Below are 26,161 nucleotides of genomic sequence, written 5' to 3' on the forward strand. Positions count from 1 at the left end.
GGCGTCCATGGCGTAGGCGGCGCCGGTCTCCAGCAGGTCCTCGGGCCGGTCCTGGCGGCGGGGCCGGTACGCCGTGTCGTGGTTGACCCCGAGCCCGGCCCCGTCGGCGGCGGCCCGCCACAGGAATCCGTGGAAGGGGGCCGCGGTGAGGGCCGAGTCGGCCCCGCCGGACACGACGGCGGCGGCGACCGACTCGACGTCGGAGGCGGTGACGAACGGGCTGGTGCACTGGACCAGCAGGACCGTGCCGACGGTGCGGGAGTGCAGTTCCTCGAAGGCGTCGAGCGCGTGCAGCAGGGCGGCTTCACTGGTCGCGGTGTCCCCGGAGATCCCCGCGGGCCGGCGTACGACTCCGGCCCCGGCGGCGCGGGCGGCGGCGGCGATCGCCTCGGAGTCGGTGGAGACCACGACGTCGGTGACGGTCGGCGCGTCCAGGCACGCCCGCACGGCGCGGGCCACCAGCGGCACCCCGCCCACCTCGGCGAGGTTCTTCCCCGGTACCCCCTTGGACCCACCGCGAGCCGGAATCACCGCGAGCACCCGGTGGTCCGTACCCGTACCCGTACCGGTACCCGTACCCGTCCCCCGGTCCAGTGCCGGGACCACCCGAGCACGCCGCTCGGGCAACACCTGCGCCTGCGACTCGCCCCCCGCACGCGGCGGCGCTTGCGCCTGGCCGTGCGGCTCGGGCTGCGGCTGCCCGGGATGGGGGCCGGGGCCGGGGCGGGTCACAGTTCGCCCAGTCTGCGGATCAGGGGGGCCACCCGTTGGACGCCCTGGCGGTACGCCCCGCGCGCGGCCTCGCGGACGTGCGCGCGCAGGCGGCGGCGCAGCCGGGACTCGCCGCCCTGCTCCCGGACCGCGCCCGGCAGCGGGGTGCCGTCGGGAGCCAGGTGCTGGCGCGCGAGGATGCCGGGCAGGTACCCGGGCGCGGTGGCCCGGGTGTAGTAGGGGGCGACGGGCGGGAGCGGCCGCAGCTCCAGCAGCCGCGCGAGCCGCGCCCGGGCGGCGGCGTACGGGTCCGGCACGCTCCCGGCACCCTCGGCACCGGCACCGGCACCGGCCACGCCCTGCGCGGCCAGCCACCCCGCATCGCCCCGCGGCAGCAGGCCCGCGTCGAGCTGGTCCCAGGAGGCCAGGCAGCCCGAGCCCAGGAAGTGGTGGTTGCCGAGGACCTCGCGGATGCCCAGGTCGGTCAGGACGGCCGTCGGGATGCCCCGGTGGAGGGACTCCAGCGCGGCCGTGGACGAGACGGTGACCAGCAGGTCGGCGCCGTCCAGCACCTCGCCCATGTTCCCGTACACGAGGCGGCAGTTGGCCGGGAGCCCGCCCTCGACCCGCTCCGCGAGGCGCTGGTAGGGGAACTCCTCCAGGTGCGTCGTGTGCTCCCCGGGCCGGCTGCGCAGTTTGACCAGCACCTCGCGCTCCGGGTGCAGCCGGGCGTGCTCGGCGGCCCGCCGCAGCAGGTACGCGCGGTCGGCGCGGCCCTGCGGCACCGACGGCTGCACCGCGAAGACCACGGTGTGCGCCCGGCTCCCGGCGGGCTCGTACGGGGCGCCCTCCAGGAACGGCAGCGCGGTCTCGGTGACGGCCGACGCGTCGGCGCCCACTCCCCCGTACACGGCGCGGAAGCGCTCGGCGTCGTGGCGGGAGTTGGCGAGGACGAGGTCGGCCCCGTGGCGCAGCAGCAGCCCGTCGGCGAGCTTCTCGTATACGACGCCCACGTATCCGGTGACCAGGACGGGGCGGTCGGCCGGCTCGGGCCACAGCGCACGCGCCCCGTGCAGGACGGCCTGCACGGCCCCGCCGACGAGGGCGAGCACCACGACGTCGTAGCGCTCTCGGCGCAGCTCCGCGAGGAACTCCGTGCAGGTCACCTCCGTGAGCCGGTCCGCCCGCACCCCGACCTCGCCGAGCTGGCGCGCGGTGGGCGTGGCCCGGCCGCGCAGCAGGTATCCCGTGAGGTGCGGTTCGGGTCCGGGGCCGGGTCCGGGGCCGAGGCGGCGCGCGGTGAGCGCACCCCATTTCCATCGCGTATCGGAATCGGCGAGTACGGCGACGCGAAGAGCGCCACGTGGAACGGCGCGATTGCTGTCTGGCACCCGGCAGAAGTTATTCCGCAATTTCGGTGATCGGCCCAACGAGCGCACAACAGCGGGTTAACAACCCGTCGACGAAATGCGAAAGCGCGCGGGTTAACGCTCCCGCCGTTCGTCGTTCACATGAAATCCGCGTACGGGCCATGATGAATGACGAGCGGCGGCCTAATGTCTCCCGGGTGCTCAAGCTCTCTGTTGTCGTGCCGTTCTACAACGTGCAGACATACGCACCGGATGCCCTGAAAAGTCTCGAACTCAACGCCCGGGACGACTTCGAGTTCCTGCTCGTCGACGACTGTTCGACGGACGGGACCCCCGAACTGCTGGAGCGGGCCGCGCGCGACCTGCCGGGGGCGGTGCACCTCAGACGCGACCGGAACGGCGGCCTGGCCTCGGCACGGAACACGGGCCTGGACGCGGCCCGCGGCGAGTACGTCGCCTTCCTCGACGGGGACGACTGGCTGGCGCCGGGCCACCTGGCCCGGACACTGGCCGCCATCGAGGCCCTGAGCTGCGACTTCGTCCGTACCGACCATGTCCAGTGCACCGGCCGGACGCGGCAGGTGCAGCGGGTGCCCTACGGCCCGGAGTCGGTCGTCGCCGCCCCGCGCCGCGGGATCCTGCCCGCCTCCCGCCCGACCTCGGTGGACTACCCGTACGCGTGGGCCGGGATGTACCACCGGCGGCTGCTGGACCGCGGGCTGCTGCACTTCACCGACGGGCTGCGGACCGCGGAGGACCGGCCGTGGATCTGGCGGCTGCACCGGGAGGCGGAGTCCTTCGCGGCGGTCGGCCTGCCCGGAATCTTCTACCGGCGCGGCATTTCCACCTCTCTGACGCAGATCGGGGACGAGCGTCAGCTCGATTTCATTCGAGCATTTGATCAAGTCCTGTCCGAAACGGCCGCCGACCGCGAAGCCGATCTTCTTCTTCCCAAAGCCGTCCGCACATATTGCGCAATTATCGCGCACCACATCGGCTCCATCGAAAGGTTCGAACCGGCCGTGGCCAAGAATCTCCGCTCCATGAGCACGGCCGCTCTCGGGCGCATGCCGCAGGACGTGCTGGACCACGCCGTGAACTCGATGGACCTCGAACGCGCGGACCGGCTGCGCCGACTGCGCCGCCGCTCCTCGCAGGCCACGGCCGCGGTGGAAGCCGCGGCCACGGCGGCGCCGGGAGCCGCCGCGTGAGCGTCACCCAGATCTTCCTGGCCTCCACCCTCTACGGCACGGCCACCCTCGCCGCCGGGATCGACGCGGGCGCCTTCCCGCCCGCCGGCCGCCGGATCCTGCTGACCAGCAACCACTCCGTCACCGCCGAGATCGCCCCGGGGCTCGCGGACATGCCCGGTTTCGCCGCCCTGCGCACGCGCTTCGACAGGGTGCTCGACTGGAACGCCGTCATCGCCCCGCAGCACCCCAGCACCTGGGCCCCGCGGCCCGACGACGTCCCGCTGTGGGAACGGCAGCTGCGCACCCTGTGGGGCATCGGCGAGGACCGCGTCGAGCTGATCGTGGAGTCCCTCCAGGTCCCGCCCGCCCAGAGCCTGTGCCGGCTCTTCCCCGGCGCGACCGTGGACGTCTACGCCGACGGGCTGATGAGCTACGGCCCCACCCGCTTCCGCCTCGACCCCCAGCTCGGCATGCGGGTACGGCGGGTGCTGCACCTTGACCTCGTACCGGGGCTGGAGCCGCTGCTGCTCACCGAGTTCGACGTACCGGCGGAGCTGGTCCCGGCGCCGGCCTTCCTGAAGGTCCTCGCCGAGCTCGCCGCCGAACCCGCCTCCGGCACACCGGAGTTGCGGGCACCGACCGCCGCCGCCCCGGGCGGCGAGCCGTCCGCCCCGGCACTGCTGCTGGGCCAGTACCTCTCCGCCCTCGACCTCATGTCCGCCGCCGAGGAGGAGGAGCTGCACGTCGAGATGGTCCGCGGCGCGCACGCCCTCGGCCACCGGGAGCTGGTCTTCAAACCGCACCCGAGCGCCCCCGCCGCCTACTCCCGCCGCGCCGAGGCGGAGGCCGAGCGGCTCGGCGCCCGGCTCACCGTGGTCACCGCCCCGGTCCTGGCCGAGACCCTCTACGAGCGGCTGCGCCCGGCCCTGGTGGTCGGCTGCTTCTCCACGGGGCTGCTGACCGCGGCCACGCTGTACGGGCTCCCGGTCGCCCGGACCGGCACGGGCGCCATACTGGCCCGCCTCACCCCGTACCAGAACAGCAACCGCGTCCCGCTGACCCTGGTCGACGCCCTGCTCCCGGACCTCGCGGACCCGGCGGCCGTACGCTCCTGGACGCAGCCGGGCCCCGAGCAGGTCGCCGGGGAGCTGACCGGCCTGCTCGCGGCGGTCGGCTTCACGATGCAGCCGCAGGTCCTGGCGGCGCGGCGCGCGGAGGCCGAGCAGTACCTGGTCCGGCACCTGACCCAGCACACCTGGCGCTACTTCAAGCGCCGCCGGCTGACCACCCTCGGCCTGCCGGGCGGCATCCCGGCCCAGCTGTCCTTCCTGCCGCGGCACCCGGCGGTACGGCGGCTGGCGCGTCGGCTGCGCAAGGCGATCGGCTGACCGCCCCGGGCGGACGGCTCCGGCGGGTTGGGCGGCACCGGCAGTTCCGGCGGGTCAGCCCATGGCGAGCTTGGCGGCGAAGCCGAGGAACAGCACACCCGCCGCGGAGCTCGCACCGGCCGCCAGCCGCTTGCGGTTGCGGAAGGCCGCCGAGAGCCGGGCCCCGGTGAAGATCAGCGTGGTCAGGTAGAGGGCGCTCACCAGCTGGGACACCGAGCCCAGCAGCAGGAACGACAGCGCGGGATAGGCGTAGCCGGGATCCACGAACTGCACGAAGAAGGACAGCAGGAACAGGATGGCCTTCGGGTTGAACAGGCTCACCACCAGCGCCCGCCGGTATATCCGCTCGCCCTTCGCCGCGGGCTCGGCACCCTCCTGGAGGAGCTCCGCCCGGCGCGCCTTGCGCTCGCGCCACATGGCCCAGGCACCGCGCAGCATGCCGACGGCGAGCCACGCGAGGTATCCGGCGCCGAGGAACTTCACCACGGAGAACAGCAGCGGGCTGGCCTTCAGCAGCGCGCCCGCCCCGGCGGCGGTCAACACCATCAGGACGGTGTCCCCGGTGAAGACGCCGGCGGCGGCCGTATAACCCTTGCGCACTCCGCCGCGCGCGGCGACGGACAGCACGTAGAGCGAGTTCGGACCCGGCAACAGAATGATCAGTACGAGGCCGACCATGTAGGTCGGAAGATCGGTGACTCCCAGCATGGATCCGAGTCTCCCACGGGTCTCCATACCGGGTCTCTGCCGCCGGGGAGCCGCCGGGGAGCCGCCGGGGAGCCGCCGAGGAGCCGCCGAGGAGCCGCCGGGGAGCCGCCGGTGCGGCCCTCGGGCGGAGGCCCCGGCGAGCCCCGAAAGCCCCGCCTCAGAACACGTCCGTCGGCACATACGTCCCCCACACCTCCCGCAGCGCCCCGCACACCTCCCCCACCGTCGCCCGGGCCCGCAGGGCCTCCTTCATCGGGTAGAGCACGTTCTCCGGACCCGCCGCCGCCTCCCGGACCGCCGCCAGCGCCGCGGCCACCGCCCCCGCGTCCCGCTCCGCCCGCAGCGCGGCCAGCGCCGCCCGCTGCCGCACCTCGATCGCGGGGTCGACCCGCAGCGGCTCGTACGGCTCCTCCCGCTCCAGCGCGAACCGGTTGACCCCCACCACCACCCGCTCCCCGCTCTCGGTCTCGCGCGCGATGCGGTAGGCGTTCCGCTCGATCTCCCCCTTCTGGAAGCCGGCCTCGATCGCCGCCACCGCGCCGCCCAGGTCCTCCACCCGGCGCATCAGCGCGAGCGCCGCCTCCTCCAGCTCGTCCGTCATCCGCTCCACCACGTACGAACCCGCGAAGGGGTCGACGGTGTGCGGGACGTCCGTCTCGTACGCCAGCACCTGCTGCGTCCGCAGCGCGAGGCGGGCCGATTTCTCCGTGGGCAGGGCGATGGCCTCGTCGAAGGAGTTGGTGTGCAGCGACTGGGTGCCGCCGAGCACAGCGGCCAGGCCCTGCACGGCGACCCGTACCAGGTTGAGCTCCGGCTGCTGCGCCGTCAGCTGCACCCCGGCCGTCTGGGTGTGGAAGCGCAGCATCAGCGACTTGGGGTCTTTTGCCCCGAACTCATCGCGCATCACCCGCGCCCAGATCCTCCTGGCCGCCCGGAACTTCGCCACCTCCTCCAGCAGGGTGGTGCGGGCGACGAAGAAGAAGGACAGCCGGGGTGCGAAGGCGTCGACCGGCATCCCGGCCGCCAGCGCGGTACGCACGTACGCGATCCCGTCGGCCAGCGTGAAGGCGATCTCCTGCGCGGGCGAGGCCCCGGCTTCGGCCATGTGGTAGCCGGAGATGGAGATGGTGTTCCAACGGGGGATCTCGGCCCGGCAGTACCGGAAGGTGTCGGCCGTCAGCCGCAGCGAGGGTCCGGGCGGGAAGATGTACGTCCCGCGCGCGATGTACTCCTTCAGAACATCGTTCTGGACCGTCCCGGTCAGCCGGTCCGCCGCGACCCCCTGCTCCTCCGCGACCAGTTGGTAGAGCAGCAGCAGCAGCGCGGCGGGCGCGTTGATGGTCATCGAGGTGGAGACCCGGTCCAGGGGGATCCCGTCGAACAGCACCCGCATGTCGTCGAGCGAGTCGATCGCGACGCCCACCTTGCCGACCTCGCCGTGCGCGAGGGGGGCGTCGGAGTCGTGCCCCATCTGCGTCGGCAGGTCGAAGGCCACGGACAGCCCGGTGCCGCCGCCCTCGATGAGCTGCCGGTACCGGGCGTTGGACTCGGCGGCCGTGCCGAAGCCGGCGTACTGCCGCATGGTCCACGGCCGTCCGGTGTACATCGTGGGGTAGACGCCCCGCGTGTACGGGTATGCCCCTGGTGCACCCAGTTTGACCTCCGGGTCCCACCCCGTCAGATCCTCAGGCCCGTAAACCGGTTCGATCGGGATTCCGCTCTCGGTGCTGGCCATGTGACGTAGTCCTCCCTGGAGAGAACCGGCCCGGGGCTGATACAACCTTCCCCGCGACGGCTGTGGCCGTCCGCGTGGCGGCCGCTGGTCACAATGGCGCAACATCCCGCGATCTTCTGCAACTCTCCACGCCCGCCAGGCATCACCTAGATACACGACGTCAGAATTCGGGGGAATGCAATGCTCCGCCTGCACCGCCAGAGAGTCATAATCCGCACGCTTGGGGTGGCCACCGCCGTCGCGCTCGCCGCGACCGCCTGCGGACCGCAGAACTCGGAGTCCAAGGGCTCCGCTTCCGCGTCCCCTTCCGCGACCGTGGCGGAACCGTCCCCGTCCGCCTCCGCCTCCTCGGACGGCAAGCCCGGCGACGCCTCGCCGTCTCCGTCCGCCTCGGCCTCCGCCTCGAAGTCCCCCTCGCCCTCGCCCTCGCCGACCGTGAAGCAGATCATGGCCAACGGCGACGACAGCGAGCAGGTGCGCGAACTCCAGGCCCGGCTGCGCCAGCTCAAGCTGATGACGGTCGCCCCGACCGGTTTCTACGGTTCGAAGACGACCACCGCGGTCAAGTCCTTCCAGACCAAGAACAAGCTGACCGCCACCGGCGGTGTGGACGAGCCCACCTGGAAGAAGATCCAGAGCCTCACCAAGAAGCCCACCGCCGACGAGCTGCGCCCGCCGGCCGTCAACGAGGCCGACGCTCCCGACCCGCGCTGCATGGAGGGCCGGGTCATGTGCATCAGCAAGGAGAGCCGCACCCTCGCCTGGATGATCGACGGCAAGGTCATCTCCACGATGGACGTGCGCTTCGGTTCGGAGAACACGCCGACCCGCGAGGGCGTCTTCAACGTGGGCTGGAAGGCCAAGGACTGGACGTCGACGATCTACCACACGCCCATGCCGTACGCGATGTTCTTCAGCGGCGGCCAGGCGGTCCACTACTCCGCGGACTTCGCCGCCCGCGGCTACGCCGGCGCCTCGCACGGCTGTGTGAACGTCCGGGACAAGGGCAAGCTGTCGGCGCTGTTCGACGCGGTCCAGGTCGGCGACAAGGTCGTCGTCTACTGGTGATCGGGCCACGAGAAGGGGCCGGCCCGAGGCCGGCCCCGGAAGCGGTCGAAGAAGTGAAGTGGTCGAAGAAGTAAAGGGCGCGGGCAGGGCCGGGGGAACGTGCCCCGCCCGCGCCGGTTGCGCAGAGCCCAGGGGTACGGGGGGAACCCCGGCTCATGCGCGGCCGATGACCAGTCGGCTCGCTACGTACTGCGCCACAGGTTCGAAAAGTGTTACAGCCGGGTCGGCGAATGTTTCAGGACACCGTCCGATACCCGTTCAGTCCCCGTTCGGCCCCGGCCCCCGGCCCCGGCCCCGCTCTCAGCGGGTGAGCAGCGCCGCCGACCCGTTCACCGGGGGCGCCGTGGTCAGCTTGGGGGCCCTGAGGATCCCGCCGCCTCCGTCGGTACGGCCGGGCTCGACGCCCGGTGCGCCCGGCGTACTGCCCTTGGTGCCGCCGTCGGAGACCCCGTCGATCACCTTCTCGCAGTAGCGCGGGATCTGCTCACGCCCGCCGGCCAGCCGCGCGAGCTTCTCGCGGCGGTCGTCGTTGAGCCGGCCCGCCCGGTAGTACTCGCACAGGTTCACCGCCCGCAGGCGGGTCTCCCGGTCCTTGAGCGTCTCGCCGCCCCCCAGGAAATGCTCCTTGCCGCCGGCGTCCTTGCCCGTGGTGGCCGCGCCGTTCGCGGAGGGCTCCGTCCCCGTTCCGCCGCTTCCGCCACTGCCGCCGCCGATGGCCGTACCGGCTTCCGGCGTCGTACGGCCGTCCGCGCCCGGCGTGCTCTGCGCGCCCGGGGTGGCGGACCCGTCGCCGACTCGTGGCTCGGAGGGCCGGAACTGCGGGGTGAGGGTCGGGTACGGCCCTTCGCCGTCGCCGGGGGCGGGCGAGTCGCCGGAGCTCACGGACACCGCCGGGGCGGGTCCCGCGCTGTCGTGCCGGGTCCCGTCCAGCAGCCCGGCTCCCGCGGCGGCGGCCAGACCGCCGAAGGCGACGCTCGCCAGGGCGGCCGCGAGCCCGAACCGCACGGGCCGGATCCGCCGGACGCGCCGGGTGCCGGGCTCGGAGGCCGAACCGGAAGCCGAACCGGAAGCAGCCGCGGCCTCGTGCACGGCGGCCAGGGACCGCGGGCTGAGCTCCACCACCGGCTCACCGGAGCCGAAGGCCGCGGCCGCGGCCCGGGCGGCGGGTGCCTCGCCGCGTGCCGCGCGGAAAGCGGCCAGTGCGGCGGCCTCCCCGGGCAGCTCGGCGCCGGCGTGCGGCGGCCCGGCCAGTTCACCGAGGGCGGCGCGCAGCCGTTCGGCCCGTACGCGGGCATCGTGATCGGCACCAGGTACGGCCGGTTCTCCGCGCAGCAGTCGTTCCGCCGCGGCTCTGTCCAGCCACCTGTTGCGCTCGTCGGCCATCACATGTCCTTCTGCGTCCGCCAACGTGAATGCGTCACACCGGTTTGATCTACGAGACCCCCGCCTCGGCCGCGCTGCGCCGGTACGGCGTCGAGATCCATCCCGTTCGCACCGTCCCGCGGCCGGCCACCGGCATTATGGCCGACCGCGGACCCGTTTCCGGAGTCCGCCTCCCGGCCCGGCTCGAAGCCGCCGTCGGCGCCCATCAACTCGGCCAGTTTCTTCAGGCCCCGGTGCGCGGCGGTGCGTACCGCGCCGGGCCGCTTGCCCAGCGTCTCGGCGGCGGTCTTGGCGTCCAGTCCGACGACCACGCGCAGGACGACGGCTTCCGCCTGGTCCTGGGGGAGCTGCGCTATGAGCGCCATGGTCCGGCCGGTGGACAGGGCCTCCATCGCCTCGCCGGCGGTGTCGCAGTCGGCGGCCCGGCCGGTCAGCTCGGTCTCGTCGCCGCCGACCGCGGGACGGCGGCCGCGCATGCGTATGTGGTCGAGGGCCCGGTTGCGCGCGATCCGGGCGGCCCAGCCGCGGAAGCGGTCGGCGTCGCCGGTGAAGGAGTCGAGGTCGCGGGCGATCTGCAGCCAGGCTTCGGAGGTGACGTCCTCCGCGTCGCCGTCTCCGACGAGCGTGCGGACGTACCCGAGCAGGCGCGGGTGCACGGCGCGGTACACATAACGGAACGCGTTCTCGTCGCCGTCTTGTGCCGCGAGCACCGCGGTGGTCAGCTCCGCGTCGTCCCCCAGCAAAGTCCCCAACCCGTTCACTGTCCTGTACGTGTGGCGCAAATCAGCACGTTACGGCTTTCAAGCACCTCTCGTCCACGAGTTGTACAACCAGCAACCAATCCTGCGCGGAGCGAGGTGTGACACAAAACGCACTCCGGACGCTGACAGGGATACGGGCTTGTCGCACGAGTCCGTGTCGGATGGCGACCGGGGCCTCTCCTGTGGGGGGTGGCGGCCTCGGTCGTCCTCCCCTTCCTCAAGTGCTCCTCCACGCGGCCTTGTCATCCTTTCGGCTCACTTCCGGGTGAAAACCCAGGATGCGTACGACACACCCCGCCCCGCGTCGATAGCGTGGCGGTACACCCGCGCCGCGCCCCGAGGAGCCCCCCGCTGTCCAGCCATCTTCCGGCACAGGCCCGCGGCAGCTCCGCCCTTTCCCACGGATCGGGGCTGGCCCGGTTCAACGCCCTGTCCCCCGAATCCGCCCGCACCGTCCTGCTGCACTGCTGCGGCAGCCGGCGCTGGGCCCAGCGGGTGGCCGCCCACCGCCCCTACCCCGACGCGGCCGCGCTGCTCGCCGCCGCGGACGAGGCCTCGTACGACCTCTCCCAGGCGGACCTGACGGAGGCGCTGGACGGCGAGTCCTCGGCGGAGCTGGAGCACGGGGCCTCCTACGCCGCGCTCCTGGCCCTCGACGCCGCCCACGCGGAGTACGAGCGCAAGTTCGGCCACGCCTTCGTCATCTGCCTCGACGGGCACACCCCCGAGGAGCAGGCCGACCAGCTGCTGGCCGCGATCCGGCGTCGGATGGGTCACGAAGTGGACGAGGAGCGCTCGATCTCCGCGGACGAGCTGCGCCGTGTCGCGCAGGCCAGACTGGCCGACCTGACACACTGGCTGACCTCGGCGGATGGGGTGTCTGCCGCCGAATTCGGGCTATTCGCCCCTGTGGGATAGTCCGTCCGTGCCTGTTTGATCACACCGATGGCCCCCGCGCGAAGGAACCGACAAAGCGTCGCTACGATGTCCGGGGCCGGAGGACCGTACCCGGCCGGGCCCGACCGACAACGAAGCCGGCTGGCCCCCGCCCCGCTTCCGGAGGGTTTTCCGTGCCGGCTGGAACGTTGTACCGCGGCCGGGAAGGAATGTGGTCCTGGGTGGCTCATCGAGTCACCGGCGTCCTCATCTTCTTCTTCCTGTTCGTACACGTCCTCGACACCGCTCTCGTCCGCGTCTCCCCCGAGGCGTACGACGATGTCGTGGCTACCTACAAGACCCCGATCGTCGCGCTGCTGGAGTACGGCCTCGTGGCCGCCATCCTCTTCCACGCGCTCAACGGTCTCCGTGTCATCGCCGTGGACTTCTGGTCCAAGGGCCCGCGCTACCAGAAGCAGATGCTCTGGACTGTCGTGAGCATCTGGATCGTGCTGATGGCCGGGGCCGTGTACCCCGTCCTGAACCACGCCTACCTTGAACTGTTCGGGAAGTGACACGCATGTCCTCTGACACTTCTTCCGCCCAGGCCATCGGTGACGTGGAGGGCGTTTCCCTCTACGACGTCGACAACCCGGCGCCGTACATCGAGGCCCCGCGCAAGCGGACCGGCAAGACCCCGCGCTCGACCCGCGGCAACTTCGAGATGGCCGCGTGGCTCTTCATGCGCCTCTCGGGCATCGTGCTGGTCGTCCTCGTCATCACCCACCTGCTGATCCAGCTGGTGCTGGACGGCGGCGTCTCCAAGATCGGCTTCGCCTTCGTGGCCGGCCGCTGGGCGTCCCCGTTCTGGCAGGTCTGGGACCTGCTGATGCTGTGGCTGGCCATGCTCCACGGCGCCAACGGCCTGCGCACCGTCGTCAACGACTACGCGGAGCGCGCCAACACGCGGCTGTGGCTGAAGGGCCTGCTCTACACCGCCACGGTGTTCACCATCCTTCTGGGCACGCTGGTGATCTTCACCTTCGACCCGAACATCCGCTAGGCAACGGGGCTGAGGCGAAACCAATGAAGATCCACAAGTACGACACCGTCATCGTCGGCGCGGGTGGCGCGGGCATGCGCGCCGCCATCGAGTCGACGAAGCGCAGCCGCACCGCCGTGCTGACGAAGCTCTACCCCACCCGCTCCCACACGGGCGCCGCGCAGGGCGGCATGGCCGCCGCGCTGGCCAACGTGGAAGAGGACAACTGGGAGTGGCACACCTTCGACACGGTCAAGGGCGGTGACTACCTGGTCGACCAGGACGCCGCCGAGATCCTGGCGAAGGAGGCCATCGACGCGGTCCTCGACCTGGAGAAGATGGGCCTGCCGTTCAACCGCACCCCGGACGGCACCATCGACCAGCGCCGCTTCGGCGGCCACTCCCGCAACCACGGCGAGGCGCCGGTCCGCCGGTCCTGCTACGCCGCGGACCGCACCGGCCACATGATCCTCCAGACGCTGTACCAGAACTGCGTCAAGGAGGGCGTGGAGTTCTTCAACGAGTTCTACGTCCTGGACCAGCTCCTGGTCGAGGAGGACGGCGTCAAGAAGTCGGCCGGCGTGGTCGCGTACGAGCTCGCCACCGGCGAGATCCACGTGTTCCAGGCCAAGTCCGTCATCTACGCCTCCGGCGGCACGGGCAAGTTCTTCAAGGTGACCTCCAACGCGCACACCCTCACGGGTGACGGCCAGGCGGCCTGCTACCGCCGCGGCCTGCCGCTGGAGGACATGGAGTTCTTCCAGTTCCACCCGACGGGCATCTGGCGCATGGGCATCCTGCTGACGGAGGGCGCCCGCGGTGAGGGCGGCATCCTCCGCAACAAGGACGGCGAGCGCTTCATGGAGAAGTACGCGCCGGTCATGAAGGACCTCGCGTCCCGTGACGTCGTCTCGCGCTCCATCTACACCGAGATCCGCGAGGGCCGCGGCTGCGGCCCGGCCGGTGACCACGTGTACCTGGACCTGACGCACCTCCCGCCGGAGCAGCTCGACGCGAAGCTCCCGGACATCACCGAGTTCGCGCGCACCTACCTGGGCATCGAGCCGTACACGGACCCGATCCCGATCCAGCCCACCGCGCACTACGCCATGGGCGGCATCCCGACCAACGTCGAGGGTGAGGTCCTGTCGGACAACACCACCGTCGTCCCGGGCCTGTACGCGGCCGGCGAGGTCGCGTGCGTGTCGGTGCACGGCGCCAACCGCCTCGGCACCAACTCGCTGCTGGACATCAACGTCTTCGGCAAGCGCTCCGGCATCGCCGCGGCGGCGTACGCGCACGCGCACGACTTCGTCGAGCTGCCCGAGGACCCGGCCAAGCAGGTGACCGACCTCGTCGAGCACCTGCGCGCCTCCACGGGCAACGAGCGGGTCGCCGACCTGCGCCTGGAGCTCCAGGAGACGATGGACGCCTGCGTGATGGTGTTCCGCACCGAGCAGACGATCAAGACCGCGGTCGAGAAGATCGCTGAGCTGCGCGAGCGGTACAAGAACGTCTCGATCCAGGACAAGGGCAAGCGTTTCAACACGGACCTGCTGGAGGCCATCGAGCTGGGCAACCTGCTCGACCTGGCCGAGGTCATGGCCGTGTCCGCGCTGGCGCGCAAGGAGTCCCGCGGCGGTCACTACCGCGAGGACTACCCGAACCGCGACGACGTCAACTTCATGCGCCACACCATGGCGTACCGCGAGGTCGGGGCCGATGGCTCGGACTCGGTCCGGCTCGACTACAAGCCGGTCGTCACGACCCGCTACCAGCCGATGGAGCGTAAGTACTGATGTCTACCCCCACCCTGTCCAAGACGGACGAGATGGAAGCGGCGGCCGCGGCCTCCCCGTTCATCACGGTCACCTTCCGGATCCGCCGCTTCAACCCCGAGATCTCGGACGAGTCGCAGTGGCAGGACTTCCAGGTCGAGATCGACCCGAAGGAGCGCGTGCTCGACGGTCTCCACAAGATCAAGTGGGACCTCGACGGCACGCTGACCTTCCGCCGGTCGTGCGCGCACGGCATCTGCGGCTCCGACGCGATGCGGATCAACGGCAAGAACAGGCTCGCCTGCAAGACGCTGATCAAGGACATCAACCCGGAGAAGCCGATCACGGTCGAGGCCATCAAGGGCCTGACGGTGATGAAGGACCTCGTCGTCGACATGGAGCCCTTCTTCCAGGCGTACCGGGACGTCATGCCGTTCCTGGTCACCAAGGGCAACGAGCCGACGCGCGAGCGCCTGCAGTCCGCCGAGGACCGCGAGCGCTTCGACGACACCACCAAGTGCATCCTGTGCGCCGCGTGCACGTCCTCGTGCCCGGTGTTCTGGAACGACGGCCAGTACTTCGGCCCGGCGGCGATCGTCAACGCGCACCGCTTCATCTTCGACTCGCGTGACGAGGCCGGCGAGCAGCGGCTGGAGATCCTGAACGACAAGGACGGCGTGTGGCGCTGCCGCACGACCTTCAACTGCACCGACGCGTGCCCGCGTGGCATCGAGGTCACGAAGGCGATCCAGGAAGTCAAGCGTGCGCTGATCACGCGCCGCTTCTGATTCCTTCGGCATTTCCGTACGGGGCCCCGCCGCCCGGTGTTCACACACCGGGCGGCGGGGCCTCCGGCGTATCAGGCCCGCCGGATCTGGCTGGTGATCGTCGGGTCGGTGATGGCCGTGTCCCCGGCCAGCAGCATCGCCTTGCTGAGGATCACCGCGAGGGTCCGGTCGCCCTCGTACGGCAGGTAGCCCGCGTCCGGCGAGGTCGTGGACTTGGGCACGATGCACAGGTACTGGTCGTTCGGCTCCATCAGGATGTTGCCCGAGCCCAGGTGGATCTTGTACGTCCGCAGCTCGCCCCTGACGTGCAGGAACCGGCCCTCGATGGAGCAGCGGCCGGCGATGGCCAGCCTCGGCACCAGCCGCTCCAGCAGGGCCCGCCGGGTCTCGGCGCTCTGGTTCAGCTCGCCGAAGCCGTACGAGGTCCAGTACTCGCGGAAGCGGCCCTCGGGACCGCCGTCGGACCAGGTGGGGTCGTTGCCCACGCTGGCGACCCCGACGAACAGGTCCACGTCGCGGAGCACCTCGCTGAGCACCAGCTCGGGTATCTCCGTGAGCGGCAGCGGCTCGACGGGGGCCAGGCCGTCGGGCAGGTACATGGAGTATCCGCCGCCCCCGCAGTGCGCCCAGTTCTGCGGGGCGTCGATCGGGTAGAAGCGCACCTGGTCGGTGGTCAGCCGCAGGTAGCTGCCGGATCCGGTGGTGCCGGCGTGGTAGTCGCCGCCGTCGTCCCCCTCGATCCAGTACTCGGCGCGCAGGCCCCACTGCGGGAGCTCCCGGGTGGCCGGCGGCGCGGAGTCGTCGACGCAGAGCCGGAGCTTGTTGCGCCAGCCCCGGGCGGCGGCCAGCGCGTGGAACTGGTGCTGGCGCAGGACGTGTGCGGCGAACCGGTTCGAGTACGTGCCGGTGTTCCGCTCGGCCTCGGTGAGCGGGTACACCTCGCGGTGGGCCTGCTTGAACGGCTGGGTGATGCCGAGCGCTTCGAGCCGCTCGCGCACGGCGGCGACCTCGGCGGGCTCGCGGCCGATCGGGTGCCACAGCCGTACCTCGGCGTCCTCGTGGACGCACAGGGGGTCGCCCGCGAGGGTGCGCAGGCCGGTGCCGTCGAAGACCGCCGGGAGTCCGGCCACCGTCCAGACCAGCCGGCGGGCGAGGGTGCCGACCAGCGGGTGGTCGAGGTACCGCTCGCGCCACGGCCCGTACGCCCACACCCGGCGGGCGAGGAACTGCCGGTCGAGGCGCTCCGCCTGGGCGGAGAGCATCTTGTCGATGTCCTTCACGGCGGCCTTGAGCTCCTTGAGCTCCTCGGCGTGGTCCTGGCGGACTGCGGCCGGGACGCTCTTGACCGCTTTCCCGGCGGCGTTGCGCCAGCTGAGCACGGCCTTCGGCCCGCGCACCTCCAGCAGGGCGACGGCCTCCCCGAACGGGAACCCGGCGCGGCCGACCTCGTCAAGGCCGTACGCGGGCACGGCGAGCTCCTCGATCTCCTCCCGGGTCAGCCCGAGCGCGGCCGCCCGCTGTTCCAGTGCGGAGTCGACGAGCTTGAGGGTGCCCTTGAAGGTCACCCGGGCCGACAGCCGGGCCAGCTCGGCGAGGGCGGCCTCACCCTCGGTCCGGGCAAGGGAGACGACACCGGCGTTGGCCACCTTGGGATTGCGCGGACCCAGCCCCGCGACCTTGCGCAGGCAGGTCTCCACAAGCCTGCCGAGGGCGCGCGGTATCTCGGGGTGCGCGGGCAGCAGGGGCAGCAGCCAGGCCAGTCCGCGCAGGGCGTTGGCGTTGTAGGGGTCGAGCTGGTTCTGGTACCAGCCGTCCGTCACCGGGATGGTGCGCGGCCGGTCCACGAGCGCCAGCCAGCCCACGACGGCCTCGCGCAGGACGTCGGGGGCCACTCCGGTACCGTCGATGAGCGCGCGGGCGGTCTTCTCCCACTTGGCGCTGGGCCGGGCCGCGGTGGCGGTGGCGGCATGGGCGAGGAGGGCGGACCAGCGCCCGTCGGCCATGGCCTCCTCGGCCCACTGCTCGCCGACGTTGAGGACGGGGCCGCTCAACTGCCCGACCGCGGCGCTCAGGTCGGAGCTGGAGTACGAAATCAGCGCGCTGCGACGCAGGGTGGCCACGGCGGCGGCCGGGACGGTGTGTCCGGCGGCCAGCCAGCCCCGCACGCGCGCCGACCAGCTGCCGCCGTAGGTGTGATAGGTCCGACCCAGCTGCTCGAAGGCGGCCGGCTGCGCCCGGTCGAGGTGCTCCGTCATGTCAGCCACCCACCAGTGCGACGAGCTTGAGGAAGGTGACCTCGGTGCCGAGCGGCAGGTCGATCTCCTCGTCGAGTTCGGTGATCTGACGGTCCCGCACCAGGACGAGGAAGCCGTTACGCTCGAAGGCCCGCAGCGCCAGCTCCGTCTGCACCTGCGGATCCACGGGGCCGTCGGCGGCCGGGCGCACCAGGCGCTGCGCCACGGCGGCGTGGCCGCGCGCCGCGGCCTCCGCCACCTCCTGGAATATCCTCCGCCGGATCAACTCGCGCAGTGCGAGCCGCTCTTCGGCGATCTCCATCCCCCAGCCGCCGGTGCGGCCCCCACTTGTCGTCTCGTCGACGAACGTCACGCTTCCCATGGGCCAGAGGTTAGAACCGGCCACTGACAACGGGACCGGGTCGGTCCCAACGCCGGGCTACAGCAGGCGCTGTGGCTGTGGAAGGATCGTCCACATGAGTGAGCAGCAGCCCAATCCGTACGCGAACGAACCCGGCCAGGGCGACTACCAGTGGGGTCCGGGGCAGCCCGCTTACGGCTACCCGCAGCCGGGCCAGCCGGGTTACGGCTACCCGCAGCAGCCCCCCGCCTACCAGCCGACCATCGCCGGCGCGGGCATCCCGGCCCCCATGACCCCGCCGCCGCCGGCGGGGCAGGGCTCCGGCTTCTCCCTGGGCGACATCACCGTCGTGGGCGACCAGATCATGACCCCGTCGGGCCCGATGCCGCTCCGGGGCGCGATGTGGAACGCGACGGACCTGTCGCGCACGGAGGAGAAGATCCCGGCCCACGCGATCGTCCTCGCGGTCATCTTCTTCCTGTTCTGCCTGCTCGGTCTGCTGTTCCTCCTGATGAAGGAGAAGAAGACCACGGGCTACATCCAGATCACGGTGAACAGCGCCGGCCGCCACCACTCCACGATGATCCCGGCCACGGACCCGAGCACGTACATGTGGGTCATGAACCAGCTCAACTACGCCCGCTCCCTGAGCATGTGATCCCCGGCGGTCCCCCCACCCGGTCCGGTGAAGGATTCGCCTACGGGACGAGCACGCATCGCCGTCCTACGATGATGTCCTCGACCCAGCCCACGGGAGGCCCGAGATGTCCGCAGCACCCGTCGAGTACCCCGCGTACCCGAACGAGGACCAGCCGCTGACCCTGCTCGAAGCGGCCAACAGGCTCATGGAGCAGGCCCCTGGCTACCGCGTCGAGATCATCGGAGGCCAGCTCACCGTGACGCCGCCTGCGGACATGCCCCACTCCAGGGTGCTCAACAAGATCACGCGCCCGTTCGTCGCGGCAGGGCTGGACGACGGTGAGACAGAGGTGCACCAGGGCATCGGGCTGTGGCTGCCCGACGGGCCGGACGACTACGCCATCCCGGACCTCGTCGTGGTCGACGCGGGCGGCGATGAGCACCTGGTCAAGAACAGCTGCTACGACCCGGTCGTATTCCGGCTCGTCCTCGAAGTGACGTCGAGCAACTACAACACCGACCTGCGGTCCAAGGTCGGCGCCTACGCGAGCGCGATGGTACCGGTCTACGTCATCGTCAACCGCCAGCACCAGCGGATCCACGTGCTGACCGACCCGGCCGACGGCGACTACGCCAGCCACCGGGTGTACGCGCCCGGTGAACTGGTCACCCTGCCCGACACCCTCGGCGCGAAGGTCACGCTCGACGTCGACGAGATCCTGACGGCCGGTCGGCCCCAGGCCGGAAGGACAGCCCCGGCGGACGTCTGAGGCCAGCCGGCCGCACCCTGGGGAATCCATTGCTTGAACTTGTTCAAAAACAGGTCTACAGTCAGTCCTGCCATCAAGTTGAACACGTTCAAGGGGGGCGAGGGCAATGGACCTCACCGTGGTCGCGTACGTCATCTACCTGCTCATCAGCATCGGACTCACCGTCTGGGTCGCCCGCACGCTCAGCCGCAACGGGCGCATCTTCATCGCCGACGTCCTCCAGGGGAACGAGAAGCTCGCGGACGCCGTGAACCAGCTCCTGGTCGTCGGCTTCTACCTCGTGAACATCGGCTTCGTGACCCTCTACCTGCGGTCTAGCGAGGAGATCGATACCGCCCGCGGCCTCTTCGAGGCACTGTCGGTCAAGCTCGGCGTCGTCCTGCTGGTCCTCGGCGTCATGCACCTCGGCAACGTCTGGGTGCTCAGCAAGATGCGGCGCCGCGGGATCATGGAGCGCCAGCAGACCCCGCCGGTCGCCCCCCAGGGGTGGACCGCGCCGGCCGGGGCCTGACCGATGGCACCGGCCGCACAGGCCGCCACCCGGCACCTCACGGTCCTGTACGACGCGAACTGCCCGCTCTGCGTGCACATCCGGCACTGGCTGCTCGGGCAGCGCCGGCTGGTGCCGCTCAGGCTGGTGCCCGCCGCGTCCTTCGAGGCGCAGCGGCGGTTCCCGCAGCTCGACCACGCGTCGACGCTGCGGGAGATCACCGTCATCGGGGACTCCGGGCAGGTGTGGACCGGCACCGACGCCTTCATCGTGTGCCTGTGGGCACTGGCCGAGCACCGGCCGAGGGCGAACTGGCTCGCCACCCCGGCCGGGCGGCCGTTCGCCAGGGCGGCGATGTACGCCGCCTCGAAGTGGCGGGAGGCGGTGCGGGACGAGACCTGTGACGATCAGTGCCCAGCACCCCGATAGGCTCATACACCGTGACTGATCAGAAGGCTCCCAAGAGCGAGCAGACCCGGACGCTCATCCTGGAAACCGCGCTCCGGCTCTTCCAGGAGCGCGGTTTCGACAAGACGACGATGCGCGGCATCGCCAAGGAGGCCGGGGTCTCGGTCGGCAACGCCTACTACTACTTCGAGTCGAAGGAGCACCTGGTCCAGGGCTTCTACGACCGGATCGGCGCCGCCCACCTGGCGGCGGTCCGGCCCATCCTGGCCAGTGAGACCGATCTGCAGAAGCGGCTCGCGGGCGTGCTGACGGCCTGGCTGGACATCGCCGCGCCGTACCACGAGTTCGCCTCCCAGTTCTTCAAGAACGCGGCGGACCCCGAGAGCCCGCTCAGCCCGTTCTCCCCGGAGTCGGAGGTCGCGCGCAAGCAGGCGATCGACATGCACCGCGAGGTGCTGGCGGGTGCGAAGACCAAGGTTCCGGAGGAACTGGCCGACGTACTGCCGGAGCTCATGTGGCTCTCGCAGATGGGCCTGGTCCTGTACTGGGTCTTCGACCGCTCCCCGAACAGCGAGAAGACCCGCCGCCTCGCCGACCGCGGCGCACAGCTCACCACGCGCGGCATCGTCCTGGCCCGCTTCCGCGTCCTGCGCCCCCTGGTCCGCGAGGTCCACGAACTCTTCGCGGACTTCCTCCCGGGCATGGCCCAGACGGCGGTCTCCAAGAAGCGCGCCTCGGACCCCGACCCCACCTGACCCGCGCCACGCCGCCGGCCCCGGTCAGGCGCCGGGGCTCGGGGCCCGGGGCCCGGGCCGTCCCGGCGGCGGGGTCACAGCCAGTTGAGCTCCCACAGGCGCCAGACGCCCGTGCCGTCGGAGAGGTACTGGGCGCCCGTGACGGCCTCGCGGGACATCACGTAGTCCTTCTTCTGCCAGATGGGCAGCATCGGGATCTGCTGGGCGATCAGCTTCTGGAGTTCGCGGAAGTCGGCCGCCGCCTCGGATCGGTCCGAAAAGGACTGGGTGCGGGTGATGAGGGCGTCCACGGCCTTGTCGGAGAAGCCGTTGTTCATCGAGGAGTCGGCGCCGACGAGCGGGGCGACGAAGTTGTCCGCGTCCGGGAAGTCGGCGATCCAGCCGATGGTGTAGGCGTCGAACTCGCCCGCCGCGTACCCCTTCTGGAAGTCGCCCCACTTCTCCACCGGCTTGACCGTCAGCTGGAACAGCCCGGTGGACTCCAGCTGCCGCTTGATCTCGTCGGCCTCGGCAAGGTTCGCGCCGCGCACGTTGACGCCGAGCGACAGCTGCACCGGGGTGCTGATCCGGGCGTCCTTGAGGAGCTTCTTGGCGGTGGCGCCGTTGGGCGCCGGGTACGTGTCGAAGAACGGCGTGCTGTGCGCCGCGATGCCCGCCGGGACGAGGGAGTACAGCGGGGTGACCGTGCCCTTGTAGACCTGGCCGGCCAGCGCGGCGCGGTCCAGGACCGCCGCGACGGCCTGGCGCACGGCGGGCTGCGCCGCGGGCGAGCCCTGGCGGACGTTGAAGACCACGCTGCGGGTCTCGGTGCCGCCGGACGCCTGGTAGCGGGTGTCCTTCAGGCCCGGGTTGAGGCCGGCGAGCACGGCCGGCGGCATTTCGCGGTGGGCGACCTCGACCGCGCGGTCCTGCCAGGCCCGGTCGAGCTGGGCGGAGTCCTCGAAGTACTTCACGGTGACGGACGCCTTGGCCGGCTTGCCCTGGCCCTTGTAGGTGGCGTTCGGCTTGAGCCCGGCGCTCGCGCCGGCCGCGTACGAGGCCAGGGTGAACGGGCCGGAGCCGTCGACCTTGACGCCCTCGCGCAGGGCGTCGGCCGGGTACTTCTCCCTGTCCACGATCGAGGCGGCACCCGTCGCGATCTTGAAGGGGAAGGTGGCGTCGCGCGCGGAGAGGTTGAAGGTGACGACGCGCCCCTCGGCCTTGACCGACTCCAGCGTGTTGAACAGCGGCGCCGGCCCCTGGTCGGAGTTGATCGCCTTGATGCGGTCGAAGGAGTGCTTGACGTCCTCGGCGGTGATCTGGCGGCCCGAGGAGAACTTCACGTCCGGGCGCAGCTCGCACTGGTACGTGGTCAGCTTCTGCCCGATGAACTTGCAGGCGGAGGCGGCGTCGGGGACCGGGGTGTCCGAGCCGGGCCGGATCGTCAGCAACGACTGGTAGACGTTGCTGAACAGGGCCCAGGAGCCCGCGTCGTACGCCCCGGCGGGGTCGAGGGAGGAGACCACGTCGCTCGTCCCGACGCGGATGGCCGTACCGCTCCCCCGGCCCTCCTCGGGCAGCAGCTGCCAGGCCCCGGCTCCGGCCACGCCGAGGACCAGCCCGGCCGCGATGACTTTCGAGCGGACAGACCGCAGCATCTTGACCTCACCCCACCCCACGCCGTCGCGCACCGATATGCGCGACACGACATCCGAATATCGGACAGCCAATCACGGAAAATCGGCCTCGGGAAGGCCGATTTGTGATGTGTCGCTGGAAGTTGGTGCGCTTCAGGCCTGATATGAGGCGAGTTCTACGACTGTGATGTCGGACGGCGCCCCGACCCGGACCGGCGGCCCCCAGGCCCCCGCTCCGCGGGACACGTAGAGCTGGGTGTCCCCGTAGCGCTCCAGGCCCGCGACGGTGGGGTTGGCGAGCTCGGCGACGAAGTTGCCGGGCCAGAGCTGGCCGCCGTGGGTGTGGCCGGAGAGCTGGAGGTCGACGCCGTGCCGGACGGCGTCGTGGATGACGACGGGCTGGTGGGCGAGGAGCACCGCGGTACGGGAGCGGTCGCGGTCGCCGAGGGCCGCCCCGAAGTCGGGGCCGTGGCCCTCGCTCTCCCCCTGGACGTCGTTGACCCCGGCGAGGTCGAAGTGCGGCAGCGCCCGGCGGGCGTTCTCCAGCGGCGTCAGACCCAGCTCGCGGACGTGGTCGACCCATGCCTGCGCGCCGGAGAAGTACTCGTGGTTGCCGGTCACGAAGTACGAGCCGTGCCGCGCCCGGAGCATGCGCAGCGGCTCGGCGGCCGGACCGAGGTCGGGCACGCTGCCGTCGACGAGGTCGCCGACGATCGCGATGAGGTCGGGCTGCGTGCGGTTGACGGTGTCCACGATGCGCTGGGCGTGCGCGCGTCCGAGCACGGGGCCAAGGTGGACGTCGCTGACGACGGCGATGCGGAAGCCGTGCGCGGCCCGCGGCAGCTTGGCGAGCGGGACCTGCACCCGCTTGACGCGGGGCCCGCGCAGCACCCCGTACGTCCCGTAGCCGACGGTCCCGCCGGCCGCGACGGCGGCGGCCCCGCCGACCGCTCGCGCGACGAAGGTCCGGCGGCTGAGCCCGCCCGCGCCCCGCGGGGCGGCGGTGATCGTGGCGGTGGATCCCTCCGCGCCGTCCGGCTCCGCAGGCGCCTGGAGCACGGGGTCCGGGGCGGCGTCCGGGACCGGGTCCGTGACGGGGTCCCGCGGGTCCGGCGCGGCCGCGGCCGGGGCCGTCTCCGCGTACCGGCGGAGCCACACGGCGCGTACGGGCTCCGCCACCAGCATCGCCAGCGTCAGGTAGAGCAGCACCGCCAGCCAGAGGTAACCGGGCCAGGCCACCACCCGTTGGAGCCAGAAGGGGGCTCCCGCGCGCCCGGCGACGAGCGCGGCCACGGCCAGCAGGGGCAGCGCCACCGCCAGTGCTGTGCCCGCACGGCGGGCCCGGCCGCCCGGGGCCGTCGTATCGCGCACCAGGCGGATCCAGAGCCAGCGGTGGACCAGTGTCAGGAGGGTCAGTACGGCGACCACGGCCAGGGCGGCCAGCACGATCTTCATGCCGCGTCCCCCCGACGTGATTCACGCCGCAGCGCGCGGACGCCGAGCAACCCGATCACTCCGACGGCCGTCCCCAGAAGAAAGGACGACACCGCCAGGAGAAGGTGGACCCAGAAGTACGCCGTCGGGTCGCCCGCCGCGTCGAATGCCAGACCACTGCCGTTCTTCCACAGGTTCCGGACGAAAGACACCCAGATGAACCAGCTCCACACCCCGAAGGAGAGCAGGAACCAGGAGGCGCCGCGGCTGAGTCTCATGCCCCCAGTATCGGATCGCGACCCGGAACGGACACGCCGGGGTGGGCTGTCCCGGCGGTGGTTGCGGCGGGTTGGCCGCTCCGTGCAGCCAGACAGTCAATCGGGATGTACTTTCACCTGCGTGTCTGCCAATAAGACCGCACTGACGGTCCTTTCCGCCGCTCTGCTGGTCCCCGCGATGCTCGTGGCGCCCGCCCATGCCGCACCGACGCCGACACCGACACCGACACCGCCGGCGGACGGGAAGGGGCAGCCGCGCAAGGCCCCCGCCCCGCCCGCCTCGATGTCCACGGTCGGCGGCTCCGCGCTCGGGCAGCCCGGCACCCAGGTGAACCTGCTGCCCGGAGCGCCCGCGCTCCCCTCGAACCTGACGGGGCGCTCCTGGATCGTGGCCGACGCCGAGTCCGGCGAGGTCCTCGCGGCACACAACGCGCACTGGCGGCTCCCGCCCGCCTCGACCATGAAGATGCTCTTCGCGGACACCGTGCTCCCCGGGCTCCCCAAGGACCAGGTCCACAAGGTCACCCAGGAGGAGCTGTCGGGCGTCGGCTCGGGCTCCAGCCTGGTCGGGGTCAAGGAGGACCACGAGTACTCCGTCCACGACCTGTGGCTCGGGGTGTTCCTGCGCTCGGGCAACGACGCCGTGCACGTGCTGTCCGCCATGAACGGCGGGGTCGACAAGACCGTCAAGGACATGCAGGCCCACGCCGAGGAGCTCCAGGCCCTCGACACGCACGTGGTGTCCCCGGACGGCTACGACGCGCCCGAGCAGGTGTCGAGCGCGTACGACCTCACCCTCATCGCGCGCTCGGGCCTGCAGAAGCAGGACTTCCGGGAGTACTGCGGCACGGCCAGCGCGAAGTTCCCCGGCAGGCAGGAGGCCGGGAAGGCGCGCGACTACTTCGAGATCCAGAACACCAACCGGCTGATGACGGGCGCGGGCGGCATCGCCCCCTACAAGGGGATCGCCGGGGTCAAGAACGGCAACACGACGATGGCGGGCTCCACCTTCACCGGCGCCGCCCAGCGCGGCGACAAGAAGCTGCTGGTCACGGTGATGAACCCGGGCGCCGGTGGCGCGAACTCCGTCTACGAGGAGACCGCGGACCTCTTCGACTGGGGCTTCGCCGCGCAGGGCAAGGTCAAGCCGGTGGGCGAGCTGGTCCCGCCGAAGAGCGCGGACACGACCTCCCACGGCTCCCCCGCCCAGTCGCACGAGAACAACCCGTCGGCGTCCGGTGACGTCGGCGGCGGGATCGGCACCGCCCTCGGCATCGCGGGCGGGGCGCTCGCGGTGCTCGCGGGCGGCGCGTTCGTCGTCAACCGGCGCCTGCCGCGCGGCCGCCGGGGTCGCCGGGCTTCCTGACGGGCGGCGCCACGGAGCCCCCGGCCGCCGCGGGCTCCGTGCCCGTGCCCGTGCCCGTGCCCGCGTCCTGCTCCGGGCCCGCGTCCTGCTCCGGGCCCGGCGCCGGCTCCGGGTCCTCCGCGCCGTCGCCGTCCGCGTCCTCGCGGCTCGCCGTCCAGGCCGCGCAGAACAGCAGCAGCTTCGCCGTGAGGTTGATCCACAGCAGCAGGGCGATCGGCACGCCGAAGGCCCCGTACATGCTCTTCGCGGCGACCCCCCGGATATAGCCGCTGAGCAGCAGTTTCAGCAGCTCGAAGCCGGCCGCGCCGATGAGCGCGGCCTGGAACAGGCGGCGGCGCGATGGTTCGACGCCGGGCAGCAGGGTCAGCACGTAGAGCAGCAGCAGGAAGGCCGCCAGCACGCCGACGAGGAAGGCCCCGCCCCGCAGCAGAGCGCCTCCCGCACCGTCCCGCGGGATGCCCAGCCACTCGCCGAAACGCCCGACGGCGCTGGAGCCGATGATCGAGGCCGCGGCCGAGCCCAGGCCCGCGCCGCCGAGGCCGATCAGGACGAGCGCGTCCTTGCCCTTGCGTACGAAGGGGTTGCCCTCGTCCTCGTCATCCTTCTCCCACACGGCGCGCAGGCAGTCCCGCATCGATCCGACCCAGCCGATGCCAGTGAAGAGCAGGACGGCCGCCGCCACCAGCCCGACGGTGCCCGCGTTCGCGACGAGGGCGTCGAGGTCGAGCTGGTCGGAGATGCCCGGAACCTGTTCGGCGAGGTTCTTCTGCAGCCGCTCCAACTGGTCCTTGCTCAGCAGCCCGGCGCCCACGGCGGCGGCCACGGTGATCAGCGGGAAGAGCGCCAGGAAGCTGATGAAGGTGATCGCGGAGGCCAGCCGGCTCCAGTGCACGCGGTCCAGACGCTGGTACGAGCGCCACGCGTGGGTCCGCATCACGGCGCCCACCAGGGGCCCGACCACCGGAAGCTTCCTCAGCCAGTCCATGCCGTCACCGTAAATGAGCCGTCG

At 71.5% G+C, this 26,161-nt stretch carries 25 protein-coding genes and 1 pseudogene; 14 read left to right on the plus strand and 12 right to left on the minus strand.

The genetic code is table 11. From position 1 onward, the window contains the following. Positions 1-186: 186 nt before the first annotated feature. Positions 187-732, minus strand: a pseudogene (locus AB0M99_RS07530) (hypothetical protein); the annotation flags it as partial. After that, entirely contained in the window at positions 729-2,102 is a 1,374-nt protein-coding gene (locus AB0M99_RS07535) for a DUF6716 putative glycosyltransferase (RefSeq protein ID WP_365917721.1), read from the minus strand. The gene AB0M99_RS07535 and the pseudogene AB0M99_RS07530, both read right to left, overlap by 4 nt. 176 nt (positions 2,103-2,278) lie before the next feature. On the opposite strand from AB0M99_RS07535, the gene AB0M99_RS07540 reads away from it, so the two are divergent. Together AB0M99_RS07540 and AB0M99_RS07545 are read left to right on the plus strand one after the other, a co-directional pair. Next, positions 2,279-3,292, plus strand: coding sequence for a glycosyltransferase family 2 protein (locus AB0M99_RS07540; protein ID WP_365917722.1), 1,014 nt, complete (start codon positions 2,279-2,281; stop codon positions 3,290-3,292). Further along, a complete protein-coding gene (locus AB0M99_RS07545) occupies positions 3,289-4,662 on the plus strand; it encodes a polysialyltransferase family glycosyltransferase (RefSeq protein WP_365917723.1) in 1,374 nt (457 codons plus the stop codon). Before AB0M99_RS07540 ends, AB0M99_RS07545 begins: the two co-directional genes overlap by 4 nt. A 54-nt stretch (positions 4,663-4,716) precedes the next feature. Here the strand turns inward: AB0M99_RS07545 and leuE are convergent, their stop codons facing one another. Beyond that, positions 4,717-5,370 (minus strand): leucine efflux protein LeuE, encoded by a 654-nt coding sequence (leuE, locus tag AB0M99_RS07550; RefSeq protein WP_365917724.1) that lies wholly within the window; start codon positions 5,368-5,370, stop codon positions 4,717-4,719. Between the two features lie 157 nt (positions 5,371-5,527). Beyond that, positions 5,528-7,105: a methylmalonyl-CoA mutase family protein gene (locus AB0M99_RS07555; RefSeq protein WP_365917725.1), complete on the minus strand. Its 1,578-nt coding sequence runs from the start codon at positions 7,103-7,105 to the stop codon at positions 5,528-5,530. A 225-nt stretch (positions 7,106-7,330) separates the two neighbouring features. On the opposite strand from AB0M99_RS07555, the gene AB0M99_RS07560 reads away from it, so the two are divergent. Next, positions 7,331-8,173: a L,D-transpeptidase family protein gene (locus AB0M99_RS07560; protein WP_365917726.1), complete on the plus strand. Its 843-nt coding sequence runs from the start codon at positions 7,331-7,333 to the stop codon at positions 8,171-8,173. 300 nt (positions 8,174-8,473) lie between these two features. Here AB0M99_RS07560 and AB0M99_RS07565 read toward each other — a convergent pair whose 3' ends face one another. Together AB0M99_RS07565 and AB0M99_RS07570 are read right to left on the minus strand one after the other, a co-directional pair. Then, the gene (locus AB0M99_RS07565) at positions 8,474-9,556 is read right to left on the minus strand and encodes a hypothetical protein (RefSeq protein ID WP_365917727.1); all 1,083 of its coding nucleotides are present in this window, start codon (positions 9,554-9,556) and stop codon (positions 8,474-8,476) included. After that, the gene (locus AB0M99_RS07570; protein ID WP_365917789.1) at positions 9,556-10,299 is read right to left on the minus strand and encodes an RNA polymerase sigma factor; all 744 of its coding nucleotides are present in this window, start codon (positions 10,297-10,299) and stop codon (positions 9,556-9,558) included. The genes AB0M99_RS07565 and AB0M99_RS07570 overlap by 1 nt, the downstream gene beginning before the upstream one ends. Positions 10,300-10,629: 330 nt before the next feature. Here AB0M99_RS07570 and AB0M99_RS07575 point away from each other — a divergent pair, with 330 nt between their 5' ends. The 5 genes from AB0M99_RS07575 to AB0M99_RS07595 all read left to right on the plus strand — a co-directional run bounded on the left by AB0M99_RS07575 (position 10,630) and on the right by AB0M99_RS07595 (position 14,801). Further along, positions 10,630-11,235 carry a 2-oxo-4-hydroxy-4-carboxy-5-ureidoimidazoline decarboxylase gene (locus tag AB0M99_RS07575; protein WP_365917728.1) on the plus strand — a complete coding sequence of 202 codons (606 nt, stop codon included), beginning with the start codon at positions 10,630-10,632 and terminating at the stop codon, positions 11,233-11,235. A 152-nt stretch (positions 11,236-11,387) separates the two neighbouring features. Further along, on the plus strand, positions 11,388-11,768 hold the full coding sequence (gene sdhC, locus AB0M99_RS07580; protein ID WP_365917729.1) for a succinate dehydrogenase, cytochrome b556 subunit: 381 nt from the start codon (positions 11,388-11,390) through the stop codon (positions 11,766-11,768). 5 nt (positions 11,769-11,773) lie between these two features. After that, positions 11,774-12,256: a succinate dehydrogenase hydrophobic membrane anchor subunit gene (locus AB0M99_RS07585; protein WP_365917730.1), complete on the plus strand. Its 483-nt coding sequence runs from the start codon at positions 11,774-11,776 to the stop codon at positions 12,254-12,256. A gap of 23 nt (positions 12,257-12,279) precedes the next feature. After that, positions 12,280-14,034, plus strand: a complete 1,755-nt coding sequence (gene sdhA / locus AB0M99_RS07590) for a succinate dehydrogenase flavoprotein subunit (RefSeq protein WP_365917731.1) — start codon at positions 12,280-12,282, stop codon at positions 14,032-14,034. Further along, complete coding sequence (locus tag AB0M99_RS07595; protein ID WP_365917732.1) at positions 14,034-14,801, plus strand: succinate dehydrogenase iron-sulfur subunit; 768 nt, start codon at positions 14,034-14,036, stop codon at positions 14,799-14,801. Before sdhA ends, AB0M99_RS07595 begins: the two co-directional genes overlap by 1 nt. A 71-nt stretch (positions 14,802-14,872) precedes the next feature. Here AB0M99_RS07595 and AB0M99_RS07600 read toward each other — a convergent pair whose 3' ends face one another. Next, positions 14,873-17,056, minus strand: coding sequence for a DUF4132 domain-containing protein (locus AB0M99_RS07600; RefSeq protein ID WP_365917733.1), 2,184 nt, complete (start codon positions 17,054-17,056; stop codon positions 14,873-14,875). Between the two features lies 1 nt (position 17,057). Further along, entirely contained in the window at positions 17,058-17,417 is a 360-nt protein-coding gene (locus tag AB0M99_RS07605) for a hypothetical protein (RefSeq protein ID WP_365917734.1), read from the minus strand. Between the two features lie 94 nt (positions 17,418-17,511). Here AB0M99_RS07605 and AB0M99_RS07610 point away from each other — a divergent pair, with 94 nt between their 5' ends. The 5 genes from AB0M99_RS07610 (at position 17,512) to AB0M99_RS07630 (ending at position 20,458) form a co-directional block, all read left to right on the plus strand. Next, on the plus strand, positions 17,512-18,054 hold the full coding sequence (locus AB0M99_RS07610; protein WP_365917735.1) for a hypothetical protein: 543 nt from the start codon (positions 17,512-17,514) through the stop codon (positions 18,052-18,054). Between the two features lie 106 nt (positions 18,055-18,160). Beyond that, positions 18,161-18,805 (plus strand): Uma2 family endonuclease, encoded by a 645-nt coding sequence (locus AB0M99_RS07615; RefSeq protein WP_365917736.1) that lies wholly within the window; start codon positions 18,161-18,163, stop codon positions 18,803-18,805. A gap of 106 nt (positions 18,806-18,911) precedes the next feature. Continuing rightward, positions 18,912-19,316, plus strand: a complete 405-nt coding sequence (locus tag AB0M99_RS07620; RefSeq protein ID WP_365917737.1) for a hypothetical protein — start codon at positions 18,912-18,914, stop codon at positions 19,314-19,316. Positions 19,317-19,319: 3 nt separating this feature from the next. Beyond that, positions 19,320-19,724: a DCC1-like thiol-disulfide oxidoreductase family protein gene (locus tag AB0M99_RS07625; RefSeq protein ID WP_365917738.1), complete on the plus strand. Its 405-nt coding sequence runs from the start codon at positions 19,320-19,322 to the stop codon at positions 19,722-19,724. 11 nt (positions 19,725-19,735) lie between these two features. Beyond that, positions 19,736-20,458, plus strand: a complete 723-nt coding sequence (locus AB0M99_RS07630; protein ID WP_365917739.1) for a TetR family transcriptional regulator — start codon at positions 19,736-19,738, stop codon at positions 20,456-20,458. Between the two features lie 74 nt (positions 20,459-20,532). On the opposite strand, the gene AB0M99_RS07635 is transcribed toward AB0M99_RS07630, so the two are convergent. The 3 genes from AB0M99_RS07635 to AB0M99_RS07645 form a co-directional block, all read right to left on the minus strand. Continuing rightward, on the minus strand, positions 20,533-22,092 hold the full coding sequence (locus AB0M99_RS07635) for an ABC transporter substrate-binding protein (protein WP_365917790.1): 1,560 nt from the start codon (positions 22,090-22,092) through the stop codon (positions 20,533-20,535). 135 nt (positions 22,093-22,227) lie between these two features. Next, complete coding sequence (locus AB0M99_RS07640) at positions 22,228-23,529, minus strand: metallophosphoesterase (RefSeq protein WP_365917740.1); 1,302 nt, start codon at positions 23,527-23,529, stop codon at positions 22,228-22,230. Next, positions 23,526-23,786: a hypothetical protein gene (locus AB0M99_RS07645; RefSeq protein WP_365917741.1), complete on the minus strand. Its 261-nt coding sequence runs from the start codon at positions 23,784-23,786 to the stop codon at positions 23,526-23,528. Before AB0M99_RS07645 ends, AB0M99_RS07640 begins: the two co-directional genes overlap by 4 nt. A gap of 121 nt (positions 23,787-23,907) precedes the next feature. On the opposite strand from AB0M99_RS07645, the gene AB0M99_RS07650 reads away from it, so the two are divergent. Continuing rightward, positions 23,908-25,152 carry a D-alanyl-D-alanine carboxypeptidase gene (locus tag AB0M99_RS07650; protein WP_365917742.1) on the plus strand — a complete coding sequence of 415 codons (1,245 nt, stop codon included), beginning with the start codon at positions 23,908-23,910 and terminating at the stop codon, positions 25,150-25,152. Here the strand turns inward: AB0M99_RS07650 and AB0M99_RS07655 are convergent. Beyond that, positions 25,106-26,137 (minus strand): YihY/virulence factor BrkB family protein, encoded by a 1,032-nt coding sequence (locus AB0M99_RS07655; RefSeq protein WP_365917743.1) that lies wholly within the window; start codon positions 26,135-26,137, stop codon positions 25,106-25,108. The genes AB0M99_RS07650 and AB0M99_RS07655 overlap by 47 nt on opposite strands. Positions 26,138-26,161: the final 24 nt, after the last annotated feature.

This window comes from Streptomyces sp. NPDC051183, from assembly GCF_040682455.1.
In the GTDB taxonomy this organism is placed as follows: domain Bacteria; phylum Actinomycetota; class Actinomycetes; order Streptomycetales; family Streptomycetaceae; genus Streptomyces.

What these genes read in the sequence shown, in the direction of transcription:
- AB0M99_RS07620 (WP_365917737.1), top strand. Translation starts at nt 18,912, where the DNA reads ATGGACCTCACCGTGGTCGCGTACGTCATCTACCTGCTCATCAGCATC.
- AB0M99_RS07565 (WP_365917727.1), bottom strand. Translation starts at nt 9,556, where the DNA reads ATGGCCGACGAGCGCAACAGGTGGCTGGACAGAGCCGCGGCGGAACGA.
- AB0M99_RS07585 (WP_365917730.1), top strand. Translation starts at nt 11,774, where the DNA reads ATGTCCTCTGACACTTCTTCCGCCCAGGCCATCGGTGACGTGGAGGGC.
- AB0M99_RS07555 (WP_365917725.1), bottom strand. Translation starts at nt 7,105, where the DNA reads ATGGCCAGCACCGAGAGCGGAATCCCGATCGAACCGGTTTACGGGCCT.
- AB0M99_RS07625 (WP_365917738.1), top strand. Translation starts at nt 19,320, where the DNA reads ATGGCACCGGCCGCACAGGCCGCCACCCGGCACCTCACGGTCCTGTAC.
- AB0M99_RS07610 (WP_365917735.1), top strand. Translation starts at nt 17,512, where the DNA reads ATGAGTGAGCAGCAGCCCAATCCGTACGCGAACGAACCCGGCCAGGGC.
- AB0M99_RS07640 (WP_365917740.1), bottom strand. Translation starts at nt 23,529, where the DNA reads ATGAAGATCGTGCTGGCCGCCCTGGCCGTGGTCGCCGTACTGACCCTC.
- AB0M99_RS07615 (WP_365917736.1), top strand. Translation starts at nt 18,161, where the DNA reads ATGTCCGCAGCACCCGTCGAGTACCCCGCGTACCCGAACGAGGACCAG.
- AB0M99_RS07645 (WP_365917741.1), bottom strand. Translation starts at nt 23,786, where the DNA reads ATGAGACTCAGCCGCGGCGCCTCCTGGTTCCTGCTCTCCTTCGGGGTG.
- leuE (WP_365917724.1), bottom strand. Translation starts at nt 5,370, where the DNA reads ATGCTGGGAGTCACCGATCTTCCGACCTACATGGTCGGCCTCGTACTG.
- sdhA (WP_365917731.1), top strand. Translation starts at nt 12,280, where the DNA reads ATGAAGATCCACAAGTACGACACCGTCATCGTCGGCGCGGGTGGCGCG.
- AB0M99_RS07600 (WP_365917733.1), bottom strand. Translation starts at nt 17,056, where the DNA reads ATGACGGAGCACCTCGACCGGGCGCAGCCGGCCGCCTTCGAGCAGCTG.
- AB0M99_RS07595 (WP_365917732.1), top strand. Translation starts at nt 14,034, where the DNA reads ATGTCTACCCCCACCCTGTCCAAGACGGACGAGATGGAAGCGGCGGCC.
- AB0M99_RS07605 (WP_365917734.1), bottom strand. Translation starts at nt 17,417, where the DNA reads ATGGGAAGCGTGACGTTCGTCGACGAGACGACAAGTGGGGGCCGCACC.
- AB0M99_RS07655 (WP_365917743.1), bottom strand. Translation starts at nt 26,137, where the DNA reads ATGGACTGGCTGAGGAAGCTTCCGGTGGTCGGGCCCCTGGTGGGCGCC.